We start from the raw sequence: 22,112 nt of genomic DNA on the forward strand, positions 1-22,112 counted from the left end.
TCCGTCCACACTTTTTAATGAAAATTATTTTTGTTTTTCGTTTGTAATGTCTAAATACGCTTGTGCAAAGCGGAATAGTTTTTGAGCTTGTGGATCTTTAAGCATGCGTAATAAACCGAATAAACCGATTGAATTAGAAGCATTTGCTTCTGCACGATCGTTTGCTTCGATTGCAGTAGCTGCAAGACCTTTTACTGTTCCTTCTACCGGCTCGATAAATTCTTTTACTCCACCAAGTAGATCTTCTTTTAATACGTCGTCAGTTAATAATGATTGCGCAACGTCGTAAGTTTTTGTAAGCACCGTTACCATTTCAGATAATTTTGGTAAATTATCTACAAGAACAGTAAGAGCTTCTTGTACTTCAGGCTTTAACAATTGATCTAACACATCCGCTTGACCTTTGTTAACTGCCGCTTCTGTTTGTACAGCAGCATTTTCCTCTGCAGCTGATTTTTGAATAGTTGATTGAGACATGAAAAGTCCTCCTTTGCTGGATACTGTTGCATATGTAGTTCCTAGTTATCTGCTAGACTTTCAAACTACATTGTGAAGTTGTGAAATCTTGCACATAATTCTATTTTAATTTTAATACGAGATAAAATCAACTCATTTCGTTGAAAAAATAAGTGAAGAACCTCGTAACCCTTTGTTTAATAAAAGTTTATAAAAAATAAAGCGAATAATTGCCTAGGTAAATAAAATTAAAATAGGGAACTAACATGATTCCTCTTCCTACGATAAAACAAATAACGTCATATTTCAACACATACGAACTTAATATTCTATAAGTATTAAAAAGATAGGGCGCATTTACTATTTAAAGAGTTTTCAAAAAATTACATTGACTTACTATAGTGTTCTACATATAATCAGAATATAACATCTTATGTAAGGAGATATAACATGGTTGTAGTGGATGAACTTTATCATAATGTGGTCATTACGTTGCCTCAATTAAAATTAATTGAATTTATAATGAAGTTAAAAGAAGCTAAAGCACAAGAAATAGAAGATATAAAAACGAAAATTAGTAAATACGAAGAGAAGAAACGTGCTGAAGAAGCTTGGTATCAATCACTATCAACGTTTCGTAAATTTTTTACCGGGCGTCCTTTAAGTCAGCATCAAGCGGTCGAGTATATGGTATACGTAAAGGAGCGCTTTAAAAAAATTGATCACCTTAAAGCACAAATGCGAGAACTTCATGAAGTTCTTGAATTAATAAAAGCGGAAAATGAAGAAACAAGTGAAATTACGCTTTCGCCTGCTATTGTACAAGAAATAAAACGATTAAAAAGCAGTGGAGGCGTTGGGATATGAGTGTTAATGAACTAAGTTTAGGGATAAATACAACGTGGGTCGTGTTAACAGCGGCGATGATTTTGTTAATGGAAGGCGGCTTTGCCTTGCTAGAGGCAGGTTTTGTCCGCTACAAAAATAGCGTGAATATTATTATGAAAGTATTCGCTGATATTACAATAGGAACGCTTTGTTTCTATTTAATTGGTTTTGGATTAATGTACGGTGATGATTTAGGTGGAGTTGTCGGTAAAAGCGGTTTTGCGCTCTCAGGTAATTTATCGCACCTTGACATTCCAATTGGGCTTGAAACGTTTTGGCTGTTTCAATGTGCATTTGTTATTGCGGTCATTTCTATCGTTTCTGGAGCGGTGGCAGAACGAATTAATTTCCGCGCATATCTTTTATATGCGATTTTAATGACTACATTTATTTATCCTATAGCCGGCCACTGGATTTGGGGAGGCGGATGGATTAGTAAGTTAGGGATGCTTGATTTTGCCGGTTCGGCAGTTATTCATGCTCTTGGCGGTTTTTCAGCTTTAGCAGCTGCAATAATGATTGGACCGAGAAAAGGGAAGTTCACGAAAAATGGAATTAGTTCTGTTTCTCTTCCAAGCAATTTGCCGCTTGCATCAGTGGGTGCTTTTTTATTATGGTTTGGATGGTTCGGGTTTAATGCAGGAAGTACGCTAAGTGCTACTGACGTTAGAATTGGTCACATTGCTATTGTCACAATGTTATCAGCAGCAGCAGGCGGAGCAGCTACTTTATTTTATACTTTATTTCGCTACAACCGTTCAGATGCACCTTCTGTGATAAATGGATCACTTGCCGGACTGGTTGGCATTACGGCCGGGTGCGCTTTTGTTAACACACCATCTGCTATTTTTATTGGAGCTGTATCTGGTTTATTAATGATGGCAGCTACAAACTGGCTCGAAGCACGTCAAATCGACGATCCTGTAGGAGCTTTTCCTGTACACGCTGCTTCGGGAATATGGGGCACGTTGGCTGTAGGCTTGTTTTCTACAGACGGCGGTGTGTTTACAGGAGGGAGCTGGACATTATTTGGCGTTCAACTTCTTGGGTTAATCGCTCTATGCGCTTGGGGATTTGTTACGACGTGGATAGGGTTAAAGGTTATTTCCTTGGTGGTTCCGCTTCGATCTACGGAAGAAGAAGAAGAAGTGGGCTTAGATATCAGCTACCACGGTATCATGGCAGCTCATCAGGCTCCTGAATTTATTGAATATGAAAACTACTATGCGGAAGTAAAAGAAAAAGCCGCAGATTCGTAATAAAAGGCCGCGCTTTATAACAAAAGGGCGGCCTTTTTATGTGAAAAAAAATAGATTAAAATACTTGGTTTAAATGATTGAAAAGTCAGAATATTTGTGTTATATTATAAAAAAGCCAAGGAGTTGATTTCTTATGAAAAAGAATTTACTTAATTCACCGCAAAAATCCAACGGAAAGGTGCTTGATGCATTATTCGCTGAGATGATTTTAGACAAGGCGATTGCAGAATTTCGTAAAGCACAGCTAAAAGAAGAAATCGACCGCACGCTATTGATGAAAAATAAAGAAGAGTTTTTAAAACTCTCATCAGAACTTAAACAAATTTCTTAATTACTTACTATACTTCACACACCATCTATTTTAGATGGTGTGTTTTATTTTTGATACCTACTAAAAGGGATTAATTAGTAATAATTATGAATATATTCCTGTTTAAAACTTTATTTACATTAATTGTATTGACTTCTTTTATGGATTTTTTTAACATAAACAAGAATTAAAGAGGAGGGGTTTGGTTGGGACATCTATTATTAGTAGATAGCTTGATTGCGGGTATTGTTTGCATTGTGTTAGGAATTTTATTTAGAGCTCATAAAACAAGTAAATTTTTGTATGGCATAGGGATTGTGTTTGGTCTTATTTTTGTCATCGGGACGGTCACTCATTCTCCATCTAATACAGAAACTTCATCAGTTACAGCTGAGAAAGTAGAAGCAAATCAAAAAAACAGTAAAGACACGTCAGAACTTAAAGCTCTCGTTACTAAGGGAATGACAGATAAGGAATTTCAAAAAGAAAAAGAGAAAGCCGCTTTTCAACAGTCAGACTTAATTGTGTTAGGTAACGGAGAAGTCGGATATGTGATCAAAGCTGAAGACGGTTACGTTGTAGCTGATACGAATGGCGAAACCATTTCAAGCGTTGAAACGTTTAAAACGGCTGATGAAGTAGAACAGTATGAGTTAAATGAAGTTAAGAAAGTACATAAAGATGTAAGGACAGTCGATGCTCATTATACGGCTTCAGATTTAGAAAGCTTAGAAGATTTTGATCAAAAAATTAATGAAGTGCTGAAGCGCGTTAATCTTACAAAAAAAGAGTTTAATGAACTAAAATTAAAGGATGTTAAAACATTAACTTCTCATGAAATAGAAGTAATGAAGACTATACGTGACTCTGTTTCTCCTCTTACAAAAGATACGCTGCTGCAAAAAACGATTCCTGCTAAAGATATTGAAAAGTATGTAGATGGCTCTTATACAGCAGTGGGAGGATATGTAGCTAAAGCTGAAGATGTTCATGATATTACTTCGTACAAAGATTTTGTTGAAAGCTTACGTTTAGATTACACCGATGGCTCAGGCAAAAGGCCGTTTCCTGAAGAAGGATCGACGTACGGTGTAATCAAATTTAAATCGCAAGCGGTAAGCCACGTTGATATTCCCTACGGAACTGTGTTGGGAGGGAAAACAACAGATGGACCTCCATGTACGCTTAATGGATTTACAGGATCTCGAAACGGGGAAACCGTTCCAGAGTTCAAATTTGATAACTATTATCCACCAGCAAACGGAGCGGAACTATACCAAGTGGTAAATGGGGAAGAAGTACTTTTAGCTACCTATGTGGCAGAAGAAAAACGATTTGTACCAGCGGTTGCTAACCCAATGTAAAGGACTGGTTTTTTGTGATTCGAAAAGGTTTGCATGCAGCATATAATGAACGAGATTACGAATGTTATGAAACGGAAAACGGATGTGTAAAGCTGATTAGCTATGAGAAAGGCGATGTAGCAAATGGATTCATTCCATACAATGACACGACTTTTACAAAAGAAGTTCCTCGTGATGCTGTTGAAGAAGTGTTTTTTGTAGCTCCGTATGCTACTTATCAAAATGAAACGTTTGGTGTGTCAGATGCTTCTGATCGTCGAGTGCTTTTGACCACATCTGAAAAAGAAAAAGCTGATAAATATCATTTTCAACGAACGGATAAATATCTATACGAAAAACATGTGTTAAGAGAAGAAGTGAAGTTAATGGAGAAAAAAACTCCTTACTCATAAGGCGCCATAATAAAAAGAGGATGCACTCGCATCCTCTTTTTATTTAATCAATTTTCTTGAAGTGTTTCTGTTCGTATTATCATTTGTACGAAGGAAGGTAATGACAAGACCGATTAATCCTCCTACAATAGCAGGAACTACCCAGCCGAGACCCACTCCATACATAGGTAGAATCGATGTAAACAGATCGTTTACTGCCGCAATTTTGAATCCAGCAGCATTTAAGCCATCAAATAAACTAACGATAAACGTGAACAGAAGGCTTACTTGGTAGACTTCTGAACGTCCTTTAAATAAAGGGTGTAAGAATGTTAAAGCAATTAACACAATAGCTAACGGATAAATAGCTGTTAAGACCGGAACCGAAATAGCGATTAATTCCGTTAAACCAAAGTTTGCTACAACGGCGCTGAATGCTGATAAAATGACAGCAATCAACTTATAAGAAACACTTGGAAACAGCTTATGGAAAAAGGATGAACAAGATGTTACAAGGCCTACACTTGTTGTTAAACAAGCAACGGTAATCATCAGGCCTAAAAGAATTCCTCCGTAAGAGCCAAAGTAGTAATTTGATACTTCAGCCAAAACTGTACCTCCGTTATCAAGACGTCCAAGCTCTGATACGCTTGAAGCACCCATATAGGACAATGCACTATAAATAAGAGCTAAAATAACGGCAGCGATAGCCGTAGCTTTTGCACAAATTGTGATAATTTGTCGGTTAGTTTTTGCTCCTTTTTCTTTAATTGCATTAATAATAATAATTCCAAAAACAAATGATGCTAGTGTATCCATTGTTAAGTAGCCTTCTTGGAAGCCTTTAAAAAATGCGTGTGTTGTATAAGCTTCGCTTGGTGCTTCAAATTTCCCAATTGGGTTCACAACGGCTACAACTACCAATATTCCAATAAACGTTAATTTAATAGGTGTTAAAACTTTTCCTACTAAATCGACAATTTTCGCAGGATTTAGCGAAAAAAAGCAGGTAATAGTAAAGAAAATTACCGTGAAAATGATAAGGGGAAGGTGCCCTGGATTTTCTGATAAAAAAGGCTTAACGCCAATTTCGAACGAAACGCTTCCCGTTCTTGGCATCGCAAAAAGCGGTCCGATTGCCAAGTATAAAATCGTAGTAAAGATAATACCGAAAGCTGGGTGTACGCGACTAGCTAAAGACTGCAGATCCTCTTTTCCGGAAAAACCAAATGCGAGAACGCCTAGAAGAGGCAGACCTACACCCGTTACTAAAAATCCAGCGTTTGCTGACCAAATATTGCTTCCAGCAGACTGACCTAACATTGCAGGGAAGATTAAATTACCTGCGCCGAAGAATAGGGCAAAAAGCATAAAGCCAATAACCACTATAAATGAAAAAGGAACTTTGTTTGACACATTAAAACCTCCAAAATTATAAATGCTTTTTATTATCGTGTTGAATAATTAAAATTTTCAGAATTTTATATTCGAATAATAAAAATAAACATGTATCGTATTATACTAACCTAAAATGCATATTTCAATATAAAATTTTATTTTTTTAATTTATTCGCTGAAATAGCAAAAATAGAAAAATACTTAGCAAAAAAATCTCAATATACAACAATTATTTGATATGATAAAACAGAACCGTGGCTTTTAAAAATTCGCATGTGCGGCCTAGCATCCTTTTAGTAAAGAACTGTTTACATAAGGTGCTGTAAGGATGTATATTTATACACGGTTCGCGGAACCGCATATGCTCGATGGATGAAAGTCAACTGTGCGAAAGGAGCAAGAAAGTGAAAAGGTTAGGTCTAGCAACTCAGATTCTAATTGGACTGATTTTAGGCGTAGCTGTAGGTGCTATCTTTTACGGAAGCGATACAGCCATTTCTATTTTACAGCCGGTTGGAGACATATTTATTCATTTAATTAAGATGATTGTCGTACCGATTGTGATTTCAGCATTAATCGTAGCGGTCGCAGGAGTAGGCGATATCAAAAAATTAGGTAAGCTTGGCGGAAAAACAATTCTTTATTTCGAAATTGTTACAACCATTGCTATTGTAGTAGGGATTATTGCCGCGAACTTATTCCACCCTGGTGCAGGGGTTGACATGGGACATATTGAAAAAAGCGATATTTCTCAATATGAGGCAACGGCAAAAACGTCTGAAAGTACAGGGATTGCTCAAGAGCTTCTTCATATTGTTCCAACAAACGTGTTTCAATCGGTAGCAGAAGGTGATCTTTTACCAATCATTTTATTTTCCGTACTGTTTGGTGTAGGCGTAGCTTCGATTGGAGAGAGAGGAAAACCTGTTTTAGCCTTTTTTGAAGGCGTCTTGGATGCAATGTTTTGGGTAACTAATTTGGTGATGAAATTTGCTCCAGTAGGTGTATTTGCACTTATTGGTGTTAATATTATAAAGTTTGGTGTCGGATCACTTATTCCATTAGGAAAATTAGTGTTCGCCGTTTACTTCACCATGATTTTCTTTGTGCTTGTGGTTCTTGGAATTATTGCTAAAATGGCTGGAACAAGCATGTTTACGCTCATAAAAGTGTTAAAAGACGAGCTGCTTCTTGCTTTTACAACGGCAAGTTCAGAAGCCGTTTTACCGTCTCTTATCAAAAAGATGGAAGACTTCGGTTGTTCTAAATCGGTTACATCGTTCGTTATTCCAACGGGCTACACGTTTAACTTAGATGGTTCAACCATTTATCAGGCGCTGGCATCGCTGTTTATTGCTCAAATGTACGGCATCGACCTTTCCATTATGGATCAAATTCAGCTCCTTCTTGTGCTAATGTTAACCTCAAAAGGAATGGCTGGTGTACCAGGGGCATCGTTTGTAGTTGTACTTGCTACACTTGAATCTATGGGCTTCCCTCTTGAAGGCATGGCATTTATTGCAGGAATTGACCGCATTCTTGATATGATGCGTACCACAGTTAACGTAGTAGGAAATGCTTTAGCTGCCATTGTGATGTCGAAGTCTGAAGGCGAATTTGATAAGCAAAAATCATTAAACTATACAAATGGATTAAAGAAATCAAACATAGCTTAAAACAAAAAAGCCGGGCAGCTGCCCGGCTTTTTTGTTTGGATCTGCCTGTTATCTTTTTTGAAACATATGGTAAAATAAAAGAAATGAGAGACAAAGGAAGTGTCATAATGACGGAAACTGTTCAGTTAATTAAAAAGCTTGTTTCGATTCCCAGTCCTTCTGGAAATACAGAAAAGGTGATTTCATTTGTCGAAGACTATGTAAAAGAGCTAAATATTCAAACGTATCGCAATCGAAAAGGGGGCTTAGTCGCTACTATTCCCGGTAAAGATACAGATCACCACCGCATGCTGACGGCTCATGTTGATACATTAGGTGCTATGGTAAAAGAAATCAAATCGAGTGGGCGTCTAAAAATCGACCTGATTGGAGGGTTTCGCTACAATTCTATTGAAGGAGAATATTGTGAAATTGAAACTTCATCAGGAGAAGTATTTACAGGAACCATTCTTATGCATCAAACATCTGTTCATGTGTATAAAGATGCAGGGAAAGCTGAGCGGAATCAAGAAAATATAGAAATTCGATTGGATGAAAAAGTACATAGCGCAGAAGATGTTCGCAGCCTTGGAATTGAAGTTGGCGACTTTGTTTCGTTTGATCCTCGTGTAGAAATAACAAAAAGGGGTTTTATTAAATCTCGTCATCTCGATGATAAAGCAAGCGTAGCTTTATTGCTTCAGCTCATGAAAACAATTCAAGAAGAACAGATCGAACTGCCATACACTACGCATTTTCTCATTTCAAATAATGAAGAAATTGGATACGGAGGAAATTCGAATATTACGCCTCAAACAGTAGAATACTTAGCAGTTGATATGGGTGCTATGGGAGATGGACAATCTACTGATGAATACACTGTGTCTATTTGTGTAAAAGATTCAAGCGGCCCATATCATTACGGTTTGAGAAAGCATTTGGTGGAGCTAGCTAAGCAGCATGATATTCAGTACAAATTAGATATTTATCCATTTTACGGATCAGATGCTTCTGCTGCTATTCGTGCGGGACACGATATCGTACACGGCTTAATTGGTCCAGGAATTGATTCTTCTCATGCGTTTGAGAGAACGCATCAAGATTCATTGAATCATACGTATAAGCTTCTCTATTACTATATTCAGTCGAACATGGTTCTGCTTTAAGAAAGGGATATTTAATTAGTGTATTTTTATGCAAAATAAAGAACAGGATGGGATTACGATGTCTGTTCTTTCCTTTCTTAAAAAAGAAGCCAGCTGTCCGGCTTCTTTTTTTTAATAAATACTATATATTTTTTACTGGTGGAGCAATAGGTGATTAAAAAAGCACCTTTTTAAAGAGATACAATACTGCTTAAACCTTTTGTACATTTTGTTCATTTACAGAAGTTAAAATGTTTTTAAATTTTTAAAAGTTTCTTGTGACAAGTTTTGTAGAATGGGTTTTCAAAAGGAAATGGTTTCGTCATAATGTGGATATAGCGATCACTACAATAATCGGAGGCGAATCTTTTCATGTGGGTACTGACGGTATATGCTGGAAAAGAAATGAAAATGTTTGAATTTGAAACTGAAAAGCAGGCGAGAGAAGCTTTTGCCAAAACAAATGGCTGTAAAGTTCTTTCAGAAGTCGTGTATTATAATGATCCTCATTTAACATTGGTAGCTATATAAGTAGAAAAACAAGAGCTGATTTTTTGCTCTTGTTTTTTTATGGCTCTTTATATCCTATAAAAAGAATAGAGTTGAAATAAAAAAAAATGTACGCTATGATATGGTAGTTACTTCTATTATTCTGATAGTTTAAAAGGTTCATATATATCAAACAGCAACAGTAAAGATGCCAAGAAGGCTTAATAGGGAAACTGGTGAAAGACCAGTACTGCCCCCGCAACTGTAAGTGTGGACGAACGAGTATAACCACTGTGGAAGAATCACGGGAAGGTTCTCAAGTAGAATGATACACAAGTCAGGAGACCTGTCTTTATTGTGAAGTTTCTATTTCTCCGGGGAGCGGGAAGGGAAACGTTGGCTTAAAGTGGCATTCGTGTACACTCTTATTCTGACGTTTTACCCGCTCGCATATTAGCGAAGCGGGTTTTTCTCATGTCGCAAAACTACATATCGTGCAAAAAAGGTGCGCAATGTTTACATTGCGTTAAATGGGAAGTCTGGTGTGAAGCCAGCGCGGTACCCGCCACTGTGAAGATGAGCTGATTGCATATGCCACTGTATTCGGGAAGGCGCAATCAAGTGATGAATCGAAGCCAGGAAACCAGCCTTTTTCTAATGCGAAGCTTACCCTACGGGATATAGGTGGAAGTGCAAAAACTTAGTTTGAATTTTTCTGCGCCTCTATCAATGATAGAGGCGCTTTTTTTAGTAAAGGAGCGAATGAGTGTGACGACGTGGAACTTAAATGGAACAAAACATCACGTATTGATTTGTAATGGAAGCAGCTGTATGAGAAAAGGTGGAGAAGAAGCCACCCAAGCTATTCGAAATAAAGTGACGGAACTGGATTTGGATGAAACGGTTCATACAACGCGTACACGCTGTAATGGACGATGCAAAGATGCTCCTGTAGCTATTGTGTATCCTTCAGGAGATTGGTACAAGCAGGTCACTGAAACCGTGGCTCACCGGATTGTCGAAGAACATTTAGCAGGAGGCTGCAGTATAAAGGAATCGCTTATTTATGAATATGATCAAAATGGTTTCGTTTCTCCGGAAAACAGTGACTCCATAGAAGGAATTGACAAAGTAAAAAGTAACGCATAAAGGAGGAGCTAGCATGAAAGGTAAACTGTTAGTTATCGGATTTGGGCCGGGAAGCTTTGAACATATTACACAGCGAGCAAGAGAAGCCATTCAAGAAAGTGATATGATCATCGGTTACAAAACCTATGTGGAATTAATTCAAGGACTGTTAACGAATCAGCAAATTATTAGTACAGGAATGACCGAAGAAGTAAGCCGTGCACAAGAAGCTGTAAAGCAAGCGGAAGCAGGAAAAACCGTGGCTGTCATTTCAAGCGGAGATGCAGGAGTATATGGAATGGCAGGCCTTGTGTATGAAGTGTTGATTGAAAAAGGCTGGAAAAAAGAAACGGGCGTAGAGCTGGAAGTAATTCCTGGCATTTCGGCTATCAATTCATGCGCATCTCTCCTTGGAGCGCCCGTGATGCACGACGCTTGTACAATTAGTTTAAGTGACCACCTTACGCCTTGGGAACTAATTGAAAAAAGAATCGAAGCAGCTGCACAAGCAGATTTTGTAGTGGCTTTTTACAACCCAAAAAGCGGAAGACGAACAAGACAAATTGTTGAAGCACAGAGGATTTTATTAAAGTACCGTTCTCCTGATACGCCTGTTGGTCTTGTGAAAAGCGCTTATCGTGACCGTGAAGAAGTCGTAATGACCAACTTAAAAGACATGTTAAATCATGAAATTGGCATGCTGACTACCGTTGTTGTCGGGAATTCATCTACGTTCTTTTACGACGATTTAATGATTACCCCGCGCGGGTATCAGCGGAAATATACCCTCAACCAAACGGAGCAGCCGCTAAGACCGCATCAGCGACTTCGAAAAGAAGCAGAACCATGGGCTCTCGATCAAGAAGAGACTGTAAAGCAAACAGCTTCAGCTATTGAAGCAGTTCAGACCAAACCAGAAGAACCAGCAACTTCACGAGCTCTTGCAGAAGAAGCGCTTCAAGCAATTTTAGGTGAAACCACTTCTGCGGTCGTACATCAGCCAATAGAGTCAATTTTCGAAGTGGCAGTTAGCCCAGGACTTGCCAATAAGAAATTCACACCTGTTCAAATGACCACACTAGCAGAAGCTGTTGGTGAAAAAGGTACGATGGAGTATACACCTGACCATCAAATCAAACTGCAAATCCCAACGACTCAGCCAGATGTGATTATTAAAAAGCTCCAAGCAGCTTCCTTTTTACTATCTCCGGTCGGAGATGTGTTCACAATCAAAGCGTGTGATTTTTGTGACGGAGAAAAAAGTGATGCTATTCCACATACGGAAGAATTACAAAAACGTCTCGGGGGAATGGACATGCCAAAAGAGCTGAAGCTTGGTATTAATGGATGCGGTATGGCCTGTTATGGTGCTGTTCAAGAAGATATCGGCATTGTCTATAGAAAAGGTGCGTTTGATTTATTTTTAGGAGCTAAAACCGTTGGACGCAATGCGCATTCAGGTCAAATTGTGGCGGAAGGTATAGCGCCCGATGACATTGTTGAAATAGTGGAGAACATTGTCCATGAATATAAAGAAAAAGGTCATCCTAATGAGCGATTTCATAAATTCTTTAAGCGTGTGAAGAACGTTTATGGATTCGACTATCAAGATATAACACCAAAAATAAAAGTAGAACCAGCTCCGTGTGGAGATTAAAAAATAGGAGGGCATTATATGAAATCAGTTTTATTTGTCGGTCATGGAAGCAGAGATCCTGAAGGGAACGATCAAATTCGCGAATTTATTTCGACTATGAAGCATGATTGGGACGCATCTATTTTAGTAGAAACGTGTTTTCTAGAATTTGAACGCCCAAATGTAAGTCAAGGCATTGATACATGTGTGGCAAAAGGAGCAAAAGATGTAGTTGTAATTCCAATTATGCTCTTACCTGCTGGCCACTCTAAAATACATATTCCGGCGGCTATAGATGAAGCTAAGGAAAAATATCCACACGTAAACTTCGTATATGGACGTCCCATTGGCGTTCATGAAGAAGCCCTTGAAATTTTAAAAACGAGATTACAAGAATCGGGAGAGAATTTAGAAACTCCAGCTGAAGACACGGCTGTTATTGTCTTAGGGCGAGGAGGAAGTGATCCTGATGCAAACAGTGATTTATATAAAATTACGCGCCTTCTTTGGGAAAAAACAAATTACAAAATCGTTGAAACTTCTTTTATGGGCGTGACCGCTCCACTGATTGATGAAGGCGTGGAGCGATGTTTGAAATTGGGCGCTAAAAAAGTGGTTATTCTCCCGTATTTCTTATTTACAGGAGTACTAATTAAGCGTTTGGAAGAAATGGTGAAGCAGTATAAAATGCAGCATGAAAACATTGAGTTTAAGCTAGCCGGCTATTTCGGTTTTCACCCAAAACTGCAGACAATTTTAAAAGAACGTGCTGAAGAAGGATTAGAAGGTGAAGTGAAAATGAACTGCGATACGTGTCAATATCGCCTCGGCATTATGGAGCATATTGATCACCATCATCATCACGATCATGACCATGATCACGGACACCATCACCACGATCACCATCATGACCACGACCACCATGAAGATAAGGTCGGCGAGCTAAAATGATTTTATTGTTAGCCGGAACTAGCGATGCACGTGCATTAGCCGTGCAAGTGAAAAAAGCAGGTCATGAGGTTACGGCAACGGTTGTAACCGAAAACGCAGCTATCGAATTGCAGCGTGCAGAAGTGAAAGTGAAAATTGGACGTCTCACAAAAGAAGATATGATGGATTTTGTAAACGAACATCGTGTAAAAGCTATTGTGGATGCAAGTCATCCCTTTGCGGAAGAAGCGTCTAAAAATGCTATCGGCGTCGCTGCTGAAACAGCACTTCCTTACATACGCTATGAGCGGGCTTCGCAGGCTTTTGCCTATGATAATATGACGATGGTTTCTACGTATGAAGAAGCAGCAGAAGTAGCAGCTGAGAAAAAAGGAGTTATTATGTTGACAACAGGCAGCAAGACGCTGCAGGTTTTTACAGAAAAGCTGCTTCCTCTCTCAGATGTACGGCTTGTGGCTCGTATGCTTCCAAGGTTGGATAATATGGAAAAGTGTCAGCAATTAGGCTTTCCGCAAAAAAATATTATTGCTATTCAAGGGCCGTTTACAAAAGAGTTTGATCGAGCGCTGTATAAGCAATACGGAGTGACGGTTATGGTCACAAAAGAAAGCGGAAAAGTTGGATCTGTGGATGAAAAAGTAGAAGCAGCTAAAGAGTTAGGCTTAGATATTATTATGATTGGGCGACCGAAAATTGAGTATGGGACCGTGTATTCCACGTTTGAAGAAGTGGTTCATGCTTTATTAAACCAAACTAGGAGTTGATTGAGATGGATTTTCGTACAGAATTTAAACCGTTAACTGTTCAGCCTCAGCAAATTGAAGGAAAAAGTTTTGAAATGATTACAGAAGAGCTTGGGCCTCATCCGTTTACAGACGAACAGTACCCAATTGTTCAGCGCGTAATTCATGCGTCTGCAGACTTTGAGCTTGGACGCAGCATGCTGTTTCATCCGGATGCGATTCAAGCGGGAATTAAAGCCATTCGCAGCGGCAAGCAAGTGGTTGCAGATGTACAAATGGTACAAGTAGGAACAAACAAGCAGCGAATTGAAAAACACGGCGGTGAAATCAAAGTTTATATTTCAGATCCGGACGTAATGGAAGAAGCAAAGCGCTTAAATACAACGCGTGCAATTATTTCGATGCGAAAAGCCATCAAAGAAGCAGACGGTGGAATTTTTGCAATTGGGAACGCACCCACAGCTTTACTTGAATTAATTCGTTTGATTAAAGAAGGAGAAGCGAAGCCTGGGCTTGTTATTGGTCTGCCGGTAGGATTTGTTTCAGCAGCTGAATCTAAAGAAGAACTTGCAAAGCTTGACGTGCCGTTTATTACAAACATCGGGCGAAAAGGCGGCAGTACGGTAACGGTTGCTGCATTAAATGCAATTTCAATTCTTGCAGAACAGGTGTAACGCATGAAGGAAGTACCAAAAGAACCTAAGAAACTCAGAGAAGGCTATACGACGGGCGCTTGTGCAACGGCAGCTACGAGAGCAGCTCTGCTTACGCTAATTTCGGGAGAAGTGCAAGATGAGTCAACGATTTACCTACCTGTCGGCCGCTTTGCTACGTTTCATCTTGAAGAATGCGAGTATCGCACAAGCAGTGCTGTAGCCAGCATCATTAAAGATGCTGGAGACGATCCCGATGCCACGCACGGAGCGCTGATTATTTCTGAAGTTTCGTGGTGTAATGGTGCAGACATTATCATTGATGGGGGAGTGGGAGTAGGGCGTGTGACAAAGCCCGGTCTCCCAGTTCCTGTCGGTGAGGCAGCCATTAACCCTGTTCCAAGAAAGATGCTGAAAGAAACAGCTGAACAGCTTCTAGCCCAATACAATATACAAAAAGGCGTTAAGATTGTCATCTCGGTTCCTGAAGGAGAAGAAATGGCGAAAAAGACATTAAATGCGCGTCTAGGTATTTTAGGAGGCATTTCGATACTGGGGACGCGGGGGATTGTCGTTCCGTTCTCAACAGCTGCTTATAAAGCAAGTATCGTGCAGGCCATCAGCGTTGCTAAAGCGAGTAACTGTGAGCACGTTGTCATTACGACAGGGGGCCGAAGTGAAAAGTATGGAATGAAACAGTTCCCAGATCTTCCGGAAGAAGCATTTATCGAAATGGGAGATTTTGTTGGATTTACTTTAAAACAATGTAAAAAGCAAGGAATGAAAAAAGTGTCGCTCGTAGGCATGATGGGAAAGTTTTCAAAAGTTGCGCAAGGCGTTATGATGGTTCATTCAAAAAGTGCACCCATTGATTTTAATTTTTTAGCAAAAGCAGCTTCTGAGTCAGGCGCTTCTGCTGAACTGGTAGAGGAAATAAAAGGTGCAAACACAGCTTCTCAAGTGGGAGATTTAATGACGCAAAGCGGTCATCATCAGTTTTTTGAAAAACTGTGCGAGTACTGCTGTTTATCAGCATTAAAGGAAGTAGGGGACGGAATCGGTGTCGATACGTCTCTTTACACATTAAAAGGAGATTTTTTAGGACAGGCGGTGCAACATGGCAATTAAAATTATTGGAATTGGTGACGATGGGAAGTTAAGTTTGCTTCCTATGTATGAACAGTGGGTGTATGAAAGTGATGTGCTAATTGGAGGAAAGCGTCACCTGGATTTTTTTCAAGATTTTGAAGGAGAAAAAGTAGCGATTGAAGGGGGTCTTTCTCCTCTTGTCGAACGTTTAAAAAACGAAGAAGGAAATGCCGTTGTGTTAGCCTCAGGCGACCCGTTATTTTACGGAATAGGAAGCTATCTTTCTACGAAGCTAGACGTTGAAATATATCCTTATTTAAGTTCTATTCAGCTTGCATTCTCACGTCTAAAAGAGCGATGGCAAGACGCTTATTTTACAAGCGTGCACGGCAGAAGCATGAAGGGACTGGCTCAGCGTATTGACGGCTATAAAAAAGTGGCGATTTTAACAGATGAGCAAAATTCTCCTAGTGCTCTGGCAAACTACTTATTATCATTCGGCATGACAGAATACAAGATGTTTGTAGCAGAGAACCTAGGTGGGGAAACGGAGCGCTGTCAGCTGCTTTCGCTGGAAGAGGCGGCGAACCAACTCTTTTCTCCGCTTAATGTCGTGATATTAAAGCAGGTAGAAAAAAGCCCAGTTTGGCCTCTTGGAATAGAGGACGATGAATTTATTCAACGCAAGCCGGACAAGGGGCTTATTACTAAAAAAGAAGTTCGTACACTTAGTGTTAGCGCCCTGCAGCTAAAGAGAGACAGCGTCGTATGGGATATCGGAACATGTACGGGTTCAGTCGCAATTGAAGCGGCTAAAATTGCGCGTGAAGGACAAATTTTTGCCGTGGAAAAAAATGAAGCAGACTTAGAAAACTGCAGAGAAAATCTAGCGAAATTTCGAGTAGACGCCCACACTGTGCACGGAAAAGCACCGGAAGGGTTAAGTGAGTTTGCTGATCCTGATGCGGTGTTTATTGGAGGTACAGCAGGAGGCATGGAAACCATTTTGGACGTGTGCTGCAGCCGATTAAATGCAGGAGGGCGCATCGTATTAAATGCCGTAACGATTGAAAATTTAGCAGAAGCGATGAAAGCTTTTAAAGAACGAGGGTTTGAGACTGCTGTTACCCTTGCACAAATTTCAAGAAGCAAGCCCATTTTACATTTAACGCGATTTGACGCTTTAAACCCCATTTATATTATTACAGCCAAAAGAGGAGAATGAATATGATTGGAACATTGTACGGACTTGGAGTTGGACCGGGAGATCCAGAACTTATTACAGTAAAAGCATTTCGTAAATTAAAAGAATCACCCGTTATCGCGTACCCGAAAAAGCAAAAAGGAAGCAAAAGCTACGCTCAAAAAATTATTGATGTCTATTTTAGTGCAAATGAAAAAGATATGCTGGGCCTTGTGTTTCCAATGACAAAAGATCCTGCTATTTTGGAAAGAAAATGGACCGAAACGGTAGAACGAGTATGGGAAAAGCTCCAGGAAGGAAAAGATGTAGCATTTGTCACAGAGGGCGACCCTATGCTTTACAGTACGTTTATTCACATGATGCGTCTAATGCAAGAACGTCACCCCGAAGCTCCGATTCAAGTAATTCCTGGTATTTCATCTATTAATGGAGCTGCATCTCGTTTAGGTATTCCGTTAGCAGACGGGGATGAACACGTAGCAATTGTTCCTGCTCGTGAAGATTATGAAACAATGAAAAAAGTATTAATGGAAAACGACTGCGTCATTTTTATTAAAGTGGCCAAAGTCATCGATTTTATGGTCGGTCTTTTAAAAGAGCTTGATTTGCTTGAAAAAGCGTCAGTGGTGACAAAAGTAACGTCAGATGAAGAAATTATCTGGAAAGCTTCAGAATTAGAAGGAGCCGATTTACAATACTTAACGCTAATGGTGGTGCGAAAATGAAGTTATACATAATCGGAGCTGGACCCGGAGATCCAGATTTAATTACCGTAAAAGGCTTAAAATTACTTCAGCAAGCAGATGTTGTTTTATACGCTGATTCACTGGTAAGTCAAGAGCTAGTTGCTAAGTCTAAACCAGGAGCTGAAGTGTTAAAAACAGCGGGTATGCATTTAGAAGAAATGGTCGGTACGATGCTTGAACGCATGCGTGAAGGAAAAATGGTTGTAAGAGTTCATACGGGAGATCCTGCTATGTACGGAGCCATTATGGAACAAATGGTACTTTTAAAAAGAGAAGGCGTTGATATTGAAATTGTTCCGGGCGTCAGCTCCGTATTCGCTGCTGCAGCAGCGGCTGAAGCGGAATTAACCATTCCAGATTTGACTCAAACAGTTATTTTAACTCGTGCTGAAGGAAGAACGCCTGTGCCTGAGTTTGAAAAATTAACTGATTTAGCAAAACATAAATGTACGATTGCGTTATTTTTAAGCGCGACGCTCACAAAAAAAGTAATGAAAGAATTTATAAACGCCGGTTGGAGTGAAGACACGCCGGTTGTAGTAGTCTATAAAGCAACGTGGCCAGATGAAAAAATTGTTCGCACAACGGTAAAAGACCTAGATGATGCTATGCGAACAAACGGCATTCGCAAGCAGGCGATGATTTTGGCAGGGTGGGCACTTGATCCACACATTCATGACAAAGATTATCGTTCAAAACTTTATGACAAAACATTTACCCATGGCTTTCGAAGAGGAGTGAAGTCAGAATGATTCAACTCCAAGAAGGAAAAAAAGCCCTCATTACACAGCGCGGAGAGTATGCCGTTGTAGCTATCACAAAACACGGCGTAGAAATTGCAAGAAATCTAGGCCGCACTTTTCAGCAGTCTGACGTGTATTACATGAGCAAGTTTGAAAAAGGAGACGAACAAGAGCAGAACATCCAGCTGTTTTCAGGAAGTGTTCGGATGCTTTTGCCTTCTCTTTTTGAATCGTATAAAGGACTTATTATTATTATTTCACTCGGAGCAGTTGTGCGTATGATTGCCCCTATTTTAAAAGATAAGAAAACGGATCCTGCGGTTGTTGTCATTGATGATAAAGGTGAAAATGTCATCAGCGTGCTTTCGGGTCATATCGGAGGAGCAAATGAGCTAACGCGTGAAGTTGCGGCAGCTCTTGAAGCTCATCCTGTTATTACAACAGCATCCGATGTGCAAAAAACAATTCCGGTTGATTTATTTGGTAAGCGCTTTGGATGGGTGTGGGAATCAGCAGAAAAACTAACGCCTGTCAGCGCTTCTGTGGTGAATGAAGAAGAAATAGCGGTGGTTCAAGAATCAGGTGAAAAGGGCTGGTGGCATTATGAGCACCCTGTTCCAGCTAACATTAAAACGTATTCATCGATTCAGACAGCTCTTGGAGCATCGCCACATGCAGCCTTGGTTGTAACGCATCGCAATTTAGAAGAAGAGGAAGAAGCGATCTTAGAAAACGGTGTTCTTTACCGTCCAAAAGTACTGGCGATTGGGATGGGGTGCAACAGAGGAACAAGCGCAGCGGAAATTGAAGCCGTTATTGAAAAAACGCTTGCTGAACTTCAGTTTTCCATGAAAAGTGTAAAAGCATTATGTACAATAGAGATAAAGAAAGATGAAGAAGGGCTGTTAGAAGTGGCGTCTAAGTACGGCTGGGAGTTTGTCTATTATTCGCCCCAAGAGCTAAACACCATAAGTATCCAACAGCCTTCAGATACTGTCTTTAAATATACAGGTGCATATGGCGTTAGTGAACCTGCTGCTATGTTATACAGCGGTGCTGATAAGCTTGAACTTGTGAAGAAAAAGTCAGGGAATGTCACCATTTCAGTGGCGCTTATTCCCTATGACTAAAGGAGAGAACAACATGTCAAACAGAAGACTCGTCATTGCCGGTACCGGAAGTGGCGTAGGGAAAACAACACTTACAATCGGGCTGATGGCAGCATTAAGACAAGCTGGTTACAGAGTTCAAGGGTTTAAATGCGGACCCGATTATATTGATCCAACGTATCATACGGCTGTTACAGAACGAACGTCTCGAAATATAGACAGCTGGATGCTTGAACACGATATGGTTAGAGAAATTGTCGCTCGTGCTAGTGAAGATGCTGATATTTCCATCATGGAAGGAGTTATGGGATTTTTCGATGGGAAAAACCCGTTAACGAACGAAGGAACAACAGCAGAAATCAGCTTAATCACCAATAGCCCTGTCCTTTTAGTTGTCAATTGTGCTAGTATGGCTAGAAGTGCAGCGGCGATTGTAAAAGGGTTTCAGCAATTTTTACCGGAAGCTAACATCGTCGGTGTAATTGCTAACCGAGTTGGAAGTGAAGGGCATTATAAACTTGTTAAGGCGGCGATTGAGCAGGAATGTCATATCCCTGTAGTAGGCTACTTGAAAAGAAACGATGATCTTACGATTCCTGAACGTCACCTCGGGCTCATTCCGTCGATTGAACGAGGAGAGTTAACACCGTTTTTTGAACAGTTAGGAAAGCTTGTTCATGATACAATTGATATCGAAAAAGTATATGAACTGGCTTTAGCTCCTAAAATAGAAATTAATGATCCTATCTTTACAAAGCCGTCCGTACCTCAAGTGAAAATTGCTGTAGCGAGAGATGCGGCTTTTAACTTTTATTATGAAGAAAATTTCGAATTGTTAAAAGCTTACGGAGCAGAGCTTGTAGAATTTTCGCCTTTAAAAGGAGAAACAGTTCCCAAAGATGCTGATGGCCTTTATATAGGAGGCGGATTTCCAGAAGAATTTGCTGAAACGCTGGCTCAGCAAATCGACGTTAAAAACTCTGTTCGAGCAGCCATCCAAAGAGGGCTGCCTACGCTTGCTGAGTGCGGAGGCTTTATGTTTTTAACAGATGGTATTGTCACAACAAATGATACATGCCATGAAATGGTGGGGCTTATTCCCGGACAAGTAAGAATGCAGACAAAATTAGCTGCTTTAGGGTACCGAGAAGTGACGGGAAAGCCGGGGAATTTTTTATTTAAAGGCGATATACAAGCTAAAGGCCATGAATTTCATTATTCAACCTTTCATTCAGAGAAAGAGTTTTCGCCTGCCTATGATACAAAAGGGATGCGAGGAATGAAAGAAGAAGGCTATATGAACAATAATTTAATTGCCGGCTATACGCACTTTCATTTCGGCTCTTCTACGAAGATGGTAGAAAACTGGGTGGAACAGTGTAAAGCGGTAAAAAAAGAAAGAAGAGATGCCGTGTGACAGTTGGAAAAGTATATTTAGTAGGAGCCGGACCAGGAGATCCGAAGCTGATAACCGTATATGGAATGGAGTGTATTCAAGAAGCGGATGTCATTTTATATGACCGCTTAGCTAATGAACAGTTGTTAAACTATGCTAAAAAAGACGCGGAGCTTATTTTTTGCGGAAAATTACCGGGCAAGCACGGAGTCATCCAAGATCGTATTCATGAACTGCTTGTTGAAAAAGCACTTCAAGGAAAAGTAGTGACACGCTTAAAAGGAGGCGATCCTTTTGTGTTTGGCCGCGGAGCAGAGGAAGCTGAAGTGCTTGCTAATCAAGGAATTCCTTACGAAGTAGTGCCTGGTATCACGTCAGGAATTGCAGCTCCAGCTTATGCAGGAATTCCTGTTACCCATAGAGATCATGCCACTTCTTTTGCGATTGTAACAGGTCATGGAAGAGAAGAAAAAGGAAAAGATTATTTAAATTGGTCAGCGCTTGCTCAAGGAATAGATACAATTGCGTTTTACATGGGCGTTGGAAATTTACCTCATATATGCAAGCAGTTGATGGACCATGGACGAGATAAACATACGCCAGTAGCGCTTGTTCAATGGGGCACAACGAAGTATCAGCGCACCGTAACCGGAACGCTTGCCACAATCGAAGAAATAGCAAAAAAAGCAGAAATTGCTCATCCTGCCATTGTGCTTGTAGGTGAAGTAGTGACAATTAGAGAAAAAATAAAATGGTTCGAAGAAAGAGCGGAAAATATTCTGCTTTAACGTTAAAAGGAGGAGACAATATGACGATTATCTCACAGCTAAAAGAACGAAGAGCGGTACGAGATCATGAAGCACGTGAAGTGGAGCAAGAGAAAATCGAACAGCTGCTTGAAGCAGCGACATGGGCTCCAAATGACCGAATGAGAGAGCCTTGGAGCTTTTATGTGATTCAAGGAGAAGCAAAAAAGAAGTATGAAGAACTGGCTGAAGCGTATTTAAAGGAGCGCTTTCCTACAAAGCCTCATTTAGTAGAAAGTTCGTTAAAAGCAGTGAAAAATACGCCTGTACATATCGTCGTAACAGCTGATACAGTTGAAGGAGACGACGAAGCCACTGAAGACAATAAATATGCGGTTTCATGCGCGATTCATTCCATGTGGCTAGCAGCTAAAGAACTAGGTCTCGGATTCGTTTGGAGAACAAGAGGCGTTGGTCTTGTTCGAGACGAGAGGCTGTATGAGTTTATCGGCAAGCCTTCAGGTAAAGTCGTAGTAGGAAACGTATTTCTAGGCTATCCAAATGAAGAGTCTCTTACAAAAATGAAAGAGCCTGCTAGAACACCGTTTACAGAAAAAACAACATGGCTGTAAA

Annotated in this window: 23 protein-coding genes and 2 riboswitches; of the genes, 21 read left to right on the forward strand and 2 right to left on the reverse strand. The window is 40.0% G+C overall.

Going from position 1 to position 22,112, the window contains the following annotated elements:
• Nucleotides 1-24: 24 nt before the first annotated feature.
• On the reverse strand, nt 25-477 hold the full coding sequence (locus tag AC2YJL_RS11090) for a DUF1641 domain-containing protein (protein WP_013057327.1): 453 nt from the start codon (nt 475-477) through the stop codon (nt 25-27).
• Between the two features lie 429 nt (nt 478-906).
• Between AC2YJL_RS11090 and AC2YJL_RS11095 the strand changes: the two genes are divergently transcribed.
• The 5 genes from AC2YJL_RS11095 to AC2YJL_RS11115 all read left to right on the forward strand — a co-directional run bounded on the left by AC2YJL_RS11095 (nt 907) and on the right by AC2YJL_RS11115 (nt 4,669).
• Nucleotides 907-1,323 carry a hypothetical protein gene (locus tag AC2YJL_RS11095; RefSeq protein ID WP_230932726.1) on the forward strand — a complete coding sequence of 139 codons (417 nt, stop codon included), beginning with the start codon at nt 907-909 and terminating at the stop codon, nt 1,321-1,323.
• Complete coding sequence (locus AC2YJL_RS11100) at nt 1,320-2,603, forward strand: ammonium transporter (RefSeq protein WP_102812824.1); 1,284 nt, start codon at nt 1,320-1,322, stop codon at nt 2,601-2,603. The genes AC2YJL_RS11095 and AC2YJL_RS11100 overlap by 4 nt, the downstream gene beginning before the upstream one ends.
• A gap of 133 nt (nt 2,604-2,736) precedes the next feature.
• On the forward strand, nt 2,737-2,934 hold the full coding sequence (locus tag AC2YJL_RS11105; RefSeq protein ID WP_013057324.1) for an IDEAL domain-containing protein: 198 nt from the start codon (nt 2,737-2,739) through the stop codon (nt 2,932-2,934).
• Between the two features lie 185 nt (nt 2,935-3,119).
• Entirely contained in the window at nt 3,120-4,277 is a 1,158-nt protein-coding gene (locus tag AC2YJL_RS11110; protein ID WP_230932725.1) for a hypothetical protein, read from the forward strand.
• A 14-nt stretch (nt 4,278-4,291) separates the two neighbouring features.
• Nucleotides 4,292-4,669, forward strand: coding sequence for a hypothetical protein (locus AC2YJL_RS11115; protein ID WP_195696869.1), 378 nt, complete (start codon nt 4,292-4,294; stop codon nt 4,667-4,669).
• A 39-nt stretch (nt 4,670-4,708) separates the two neighbouring features.
• Here AC2YJL_RS11115 and brnQ read toward each other — a convergent pair whose 3' ends face one another.
• Complete coding sequence (gene brnQ, locus AC2YJL_RS11120) at nt 4,709-6,064, reverse strand: branched-chain amino acid transport system II carrier protein (RefSeq protein WP_195696870.1); 1,356 nt, start codon at nt 6,062-6,064, stop codon at nt 4,709-4,711.
• A 386-nt stretch (nt 6,065-6,450) separates the two neighbouring features.
• Here brnQ and AC2YJL_RS11125 point away from each other — a divergent pair, with 386 nt between their 5' ends.
• The 16 genes from AC2YJL_RS11125 (at nt 6,451) to AC2YJL_RS11200 (ending at nt 22,111) form a co-directional block, all read left to right on the forward strand.
• The gene (locus tag AC2YJL_RS11125; protein WP_230932724.1) at nt 6,451-7,722 is read left to right on the forward strand and encodes a cation:dicarboxylate symporter family transporter; all 1,272 of its coding nucleotides are present in this window, start codon (nt 6,451-6,453) and stop codon (nt 7,720-7,722) included.
• 107 nt (nt 7,723-7,829) lie between these two features.
• The gene (locus AC2YJL_RS11130; RefSeq protein ID WP_230932723.1) at nt 7,830-8,867 is read left to right on the forward strand and encodes a M42 family metallopeptidase; all 1,038 of its coding nucleotides are present in this window, start codon (nt 7,830-7,832) and stop codon (nt 8,865-8,867) included.
• Between the two features lie 351 nt (nt 8,868-9,218).
• Complete coding sequence (locus AC2YJL_RS11135) at nt 9,219-9,377, forward strand: hypothetical protein (protein WP_013057318.1); 159 nt, start codon at nt 9,219-9,221, stop codon at nt 9,375-9,377.
• A gap of 147 nt (nt 9,378-9,524) precedes the next feature.
• A riboswitch (cobalamin riboswitch) is annotated at nt 9,525-9,703 on the forward strand.
• A gap of 118 nt (nt 9,704-9,821) precedes the next feature.
• Nucleotides 9,822-10,001, forward strand: a riboswitch (cobalamin riboswitch).
• Nucleotides 10,002-10,103: 102 nt separating this feature from the next.
• Complete coding sequence (locus AC2YJL_RS11140; protein WP_016764370.1) at nt 10,104-10,484, forward strand: (2Fe-2S) ferredoxin domain-containing protein; 381 nt, start codon at nt 10,104-10,106, stop codon at nt 10,482-10,484.
• Nucleotides 10,485-10,497: 13 nt separating this feature from the next.
• Nucleotides 10,498-12,120, forward strand: coding sequence for a precorrin-3B C(17)-methyltransferase (cobJ, locus tag AC2YJL_RS11145; protein ID WP_195696873.1), 1,623 nt, complete (start codon nt 10,498-10,500; stop codon nt 12,118-12,120).
• A gap of 18 nt (nt 12,121-12,138) precedes the next feature.
• On the forward strand, nt 12,139-13,050 hold the full coding sequence (locus AC2YJL_RS11150) for a sirohydrochlorin chelatase (RefSeq protein ID WP_047933570.1): 912 nt from the start codon (nt 12,139-12,141) through the stop codon (nt 13,048-13,050).
• The gene (gene cobK / locus AC2YJL_RS11155; protein WP_230932722.1) at nt 13,047-13,814 is read left to right on the forward strand and encodes a precorrin-6A reductase; all 768 of its coding nucleotides are present in this window, start codon (nt 13,047-13,049) and stop codon (nt 13,812-13,814) included. The genes AC2YJL_RS11150 and cobK overlap by 4 nt, the downstream gene beginning before the upstream one ends.
• A 5-nt stretch (nt 13,815-13,819) precedes the next feature.
• A complete protein-coding gene (locus tag AC2YJL_RS11160) occupies nt 13,820-14,467 on the forward strand; it encodes a precorrin-8X methylmutase (protein ID WP_153252109.1) in 648 nt (215 codons plus the stop codon).
• Between the two features lie 3 nt (nt 14,468-14,470).
• Nucleotides 14,471-15,574: a cobalt-precorrin-5B (C(1))-methyltransferase gene (locus AC2YJL_RS11165; protein ID WP_230932721.1), complete on the forward strand. Its 1,104-nt coding sequence runs from the start codon at nt 14,471-14,473 to the stop codon at nt 15,572-15,574.
• On the forward strand, nt 15,564-16,760 hold the full coding sequence (gene cbiE, locus AC2YJL_RS11170; protein ID WP_195696877.1) for a precorrin-6y C5,15-methyltransferase (decarboxylating) subunit CbiE: 1,197 nt from the start codon (nt 15,564-15,566) through the stop codon (nt 16,758-16,760). The genes AC2YJL_RS11165 and cbiE overlap by 11 nt, the downstream gene beginning before the upstream one ends.
• A gap of 2 nt (nt 16,761-16,762) precedes the next feature.
• A complete protein-coding gene (cobI, locus tag AC2YJL_RS11175; protein WP_013057310.1) occupies nt 16,763-17,464 on the forward strand; it encodes a precorrin-2 C(20)-methyltransferase in 702 nt (233 codons plus the stop codon).
• Nucleotides 17,461-18,237, forward strand: coding sequence for a precorrin-4 C(11)-methyltransferase (gene cobM, locus AC2YJL_RS11180; protein ID WP_028408307.1), 777 nt, complete (start codon nt 17,461-17,463; stop codon nt 18,235-18,237). The genes cobI and cobM overlap by 4 nt, the downstream gene beginning before the upstream one ends.
• Entirely contained in the window at nt 18,234-19,358 is a 1,125-nt protein-coding gene (locus AC2YJL_RS11185; RefSeq protein ID WP_230932719.1) for a cobalt-precorrin 5A hydrolase, read from the forward strand. Before cobM ends, AC2YJL_RS11185 begins: the two co-directional genes overlap by 4 nt.
• A gap of 13 nt (nt 19,359-19,371) precedes the next feature.
• Nucleotides 19,372-20,754 carry a cobyrinic acid a,c-diamide synthase CobB gene (locus tag AC2YJL_RS11190; RefSeq protein WP_487374756.1) on the forward strand — a complete coding sequence of 461 codons (1,383 nt, stop codon included), beginning with the start codon at nt 19,372-19,374 and terminating at the stop codon, nt 20,752-20,754.
• Nucleotides 20,751-21,521, forward strand: a complete 771-nt coding sequence (cobA, locus tag AC2YJL_RS11195; protein WP_050690211.1) for a uroporphyrinogen-III C-methyltransferase — start codon at nt 20,751-20,753, stop codon at nt 21,519-21,521. The genes AC2YJL_RS11190 and cobA overlap by 4 nt, the downstream gene beginning before the upstream one ends.
• Nucleotides 21,522-21,541: 20 nt before the next feature.
• On the forward strand, nt 21,542-22,111 hold the full coding sequence (locus AC2YJL_RS11200) for a nitroreductase family protein (RefSeq protein WP_016764358.1): 570 nt from the start codon (nt 21,542-21,544) through the stop codon (nt 22,109-22,111).
• Nucleotide 22,112: the final 1 nt, after the last annotated feature.

This window comes from Priestia sp. SRI_019 (assembly GCF_057586255.1).

What these genes read in the sequence shown, in the direction of transcription:
- AC2YJL_RS11090 (WP_013057327.1), bottom strand. Translation starts at nt 477, where the DNA reads ATGTCTCAATCAACTATTCAAAAATCAGCTGCAGAGGAAAATGCTGCT.
- AC2YJL_RS11095 (WP_230932726.1), top strand. Translation starts at nt 907, where the DNA reads ATGGTTGTAGTGGATGAACTTTATCATAATGTGGTCATTACGTTGCCT.
- AC2YJL_RS11100 (WP_102812824.1), top strand. Translation starts at nt 1,320, where the DNA reads ATGAGTGTTAATGAACTAAGTTTAGGGATAAATACAACGTGGGTCGTG.
- AC2YJL_RS11105 (WP_013057324.1), top strand. Translation starts at nt 2,737, where the DNA reads ATGAAAAAGAATTTACTTAATTCACCGCAAAAATCCAACGGAAAGGTG.
- AC2YJL_RS11130 (WP_230932723.1), top strand. Translation starts at nt 7,830, where the DNA reads ATGACGGAAACTGTTCAGTTAATTAAAAAGCTTGTTTCGATTCCCAGT.
- AC2YJL_RS11135 (WP_013057318.1), top strand. Translation starts at nt 9,219, where the DNA reads ATGTGGGTACTGACGGTATATGCTGGAAAAGAAATGAAAATGTTTGAA.
- cobJ (WP_195696873.1), top strand. Translation starts at nt 10,498, where the DNA reads ATGAAAGGTAAACTGTTAGTTATCGGATTTGGGCCGGGAAGCTTTGAA.
- AC2YJL_RS11150 (WP_047933570.1), top strand. Translation starts at nt 12,139, where the DNA reads ATGAAATCAGTTTTATTTGTCGGTCATGGAAGCAGAGATCCTGAAGGG.
- cobK (WP_230932722.1), top strand. Translation starts at nt 13,047, where the DNA reads ATGATTTTATTGTTAGCCGGAACTAGCGATGCACGTGCATTAGCCGTG.
- AC2YJL_RS11160 (WP_153252109.1), top strand. Translation starts at nt 13,820, where the DNA reads ATGGATTTTCGTACAGAATTTAAACCGTTAACTGTTCAGCCTCAGCAA.
- AC2YJL_RS11165 (WP_230932721.1), top strand. Translation starts at nt 14,471, where the DNA reads ATGAAGGAAGTACCAAAAGAACCTAAGAAACTCAGAGAAGGCTATACG.
- cbiE (WP_195696877.1), top strand. Translation starts at nt 15,564, where the DNA reads ATGGCAATTAAAATTATTGGAATTGGTGACGATGGGAAGTTAAGTTTG.
- cobI (WP_013057310.1), top strand. Translation starts at nt 16,763, where the DNA reads ATGATTGGAACATTGTACGGACTTGGAGTTGGACCGGGAGATCCAGAA.
- cobM (WP_028408307.1), top strand. Translation starts at nt 17,461, where the DNA reads ATGAAGTTATACATAATCGGAGCTGGACCCGGAGATCCAGATTTAATT.
- AC2YJL_RS11185 (WP_230932719.1), top strand. Translation starts at nt 18,234, where the DNA reads ATGATTCAACTCCAAGAAGGAAAAAAAGCCCTCATTACACAGCGCGGA.
- AC2YJL_RS11190 (WP_487374756.1), top strand. Translation starts at nt 19,372, where the DNA reads ATGTCAAACAGAAGACTCGTCATTGCCGGTACCGGAAGTGGCGTAGGG.
- AC2YJL_RS11200 (WP_016764358.1), top strand. Translation starts at nt 21,542, where the DNA reads ATGACGATTATCTCACAGCTAAAAGAACGAAGAGCGGTACGAGATCAT.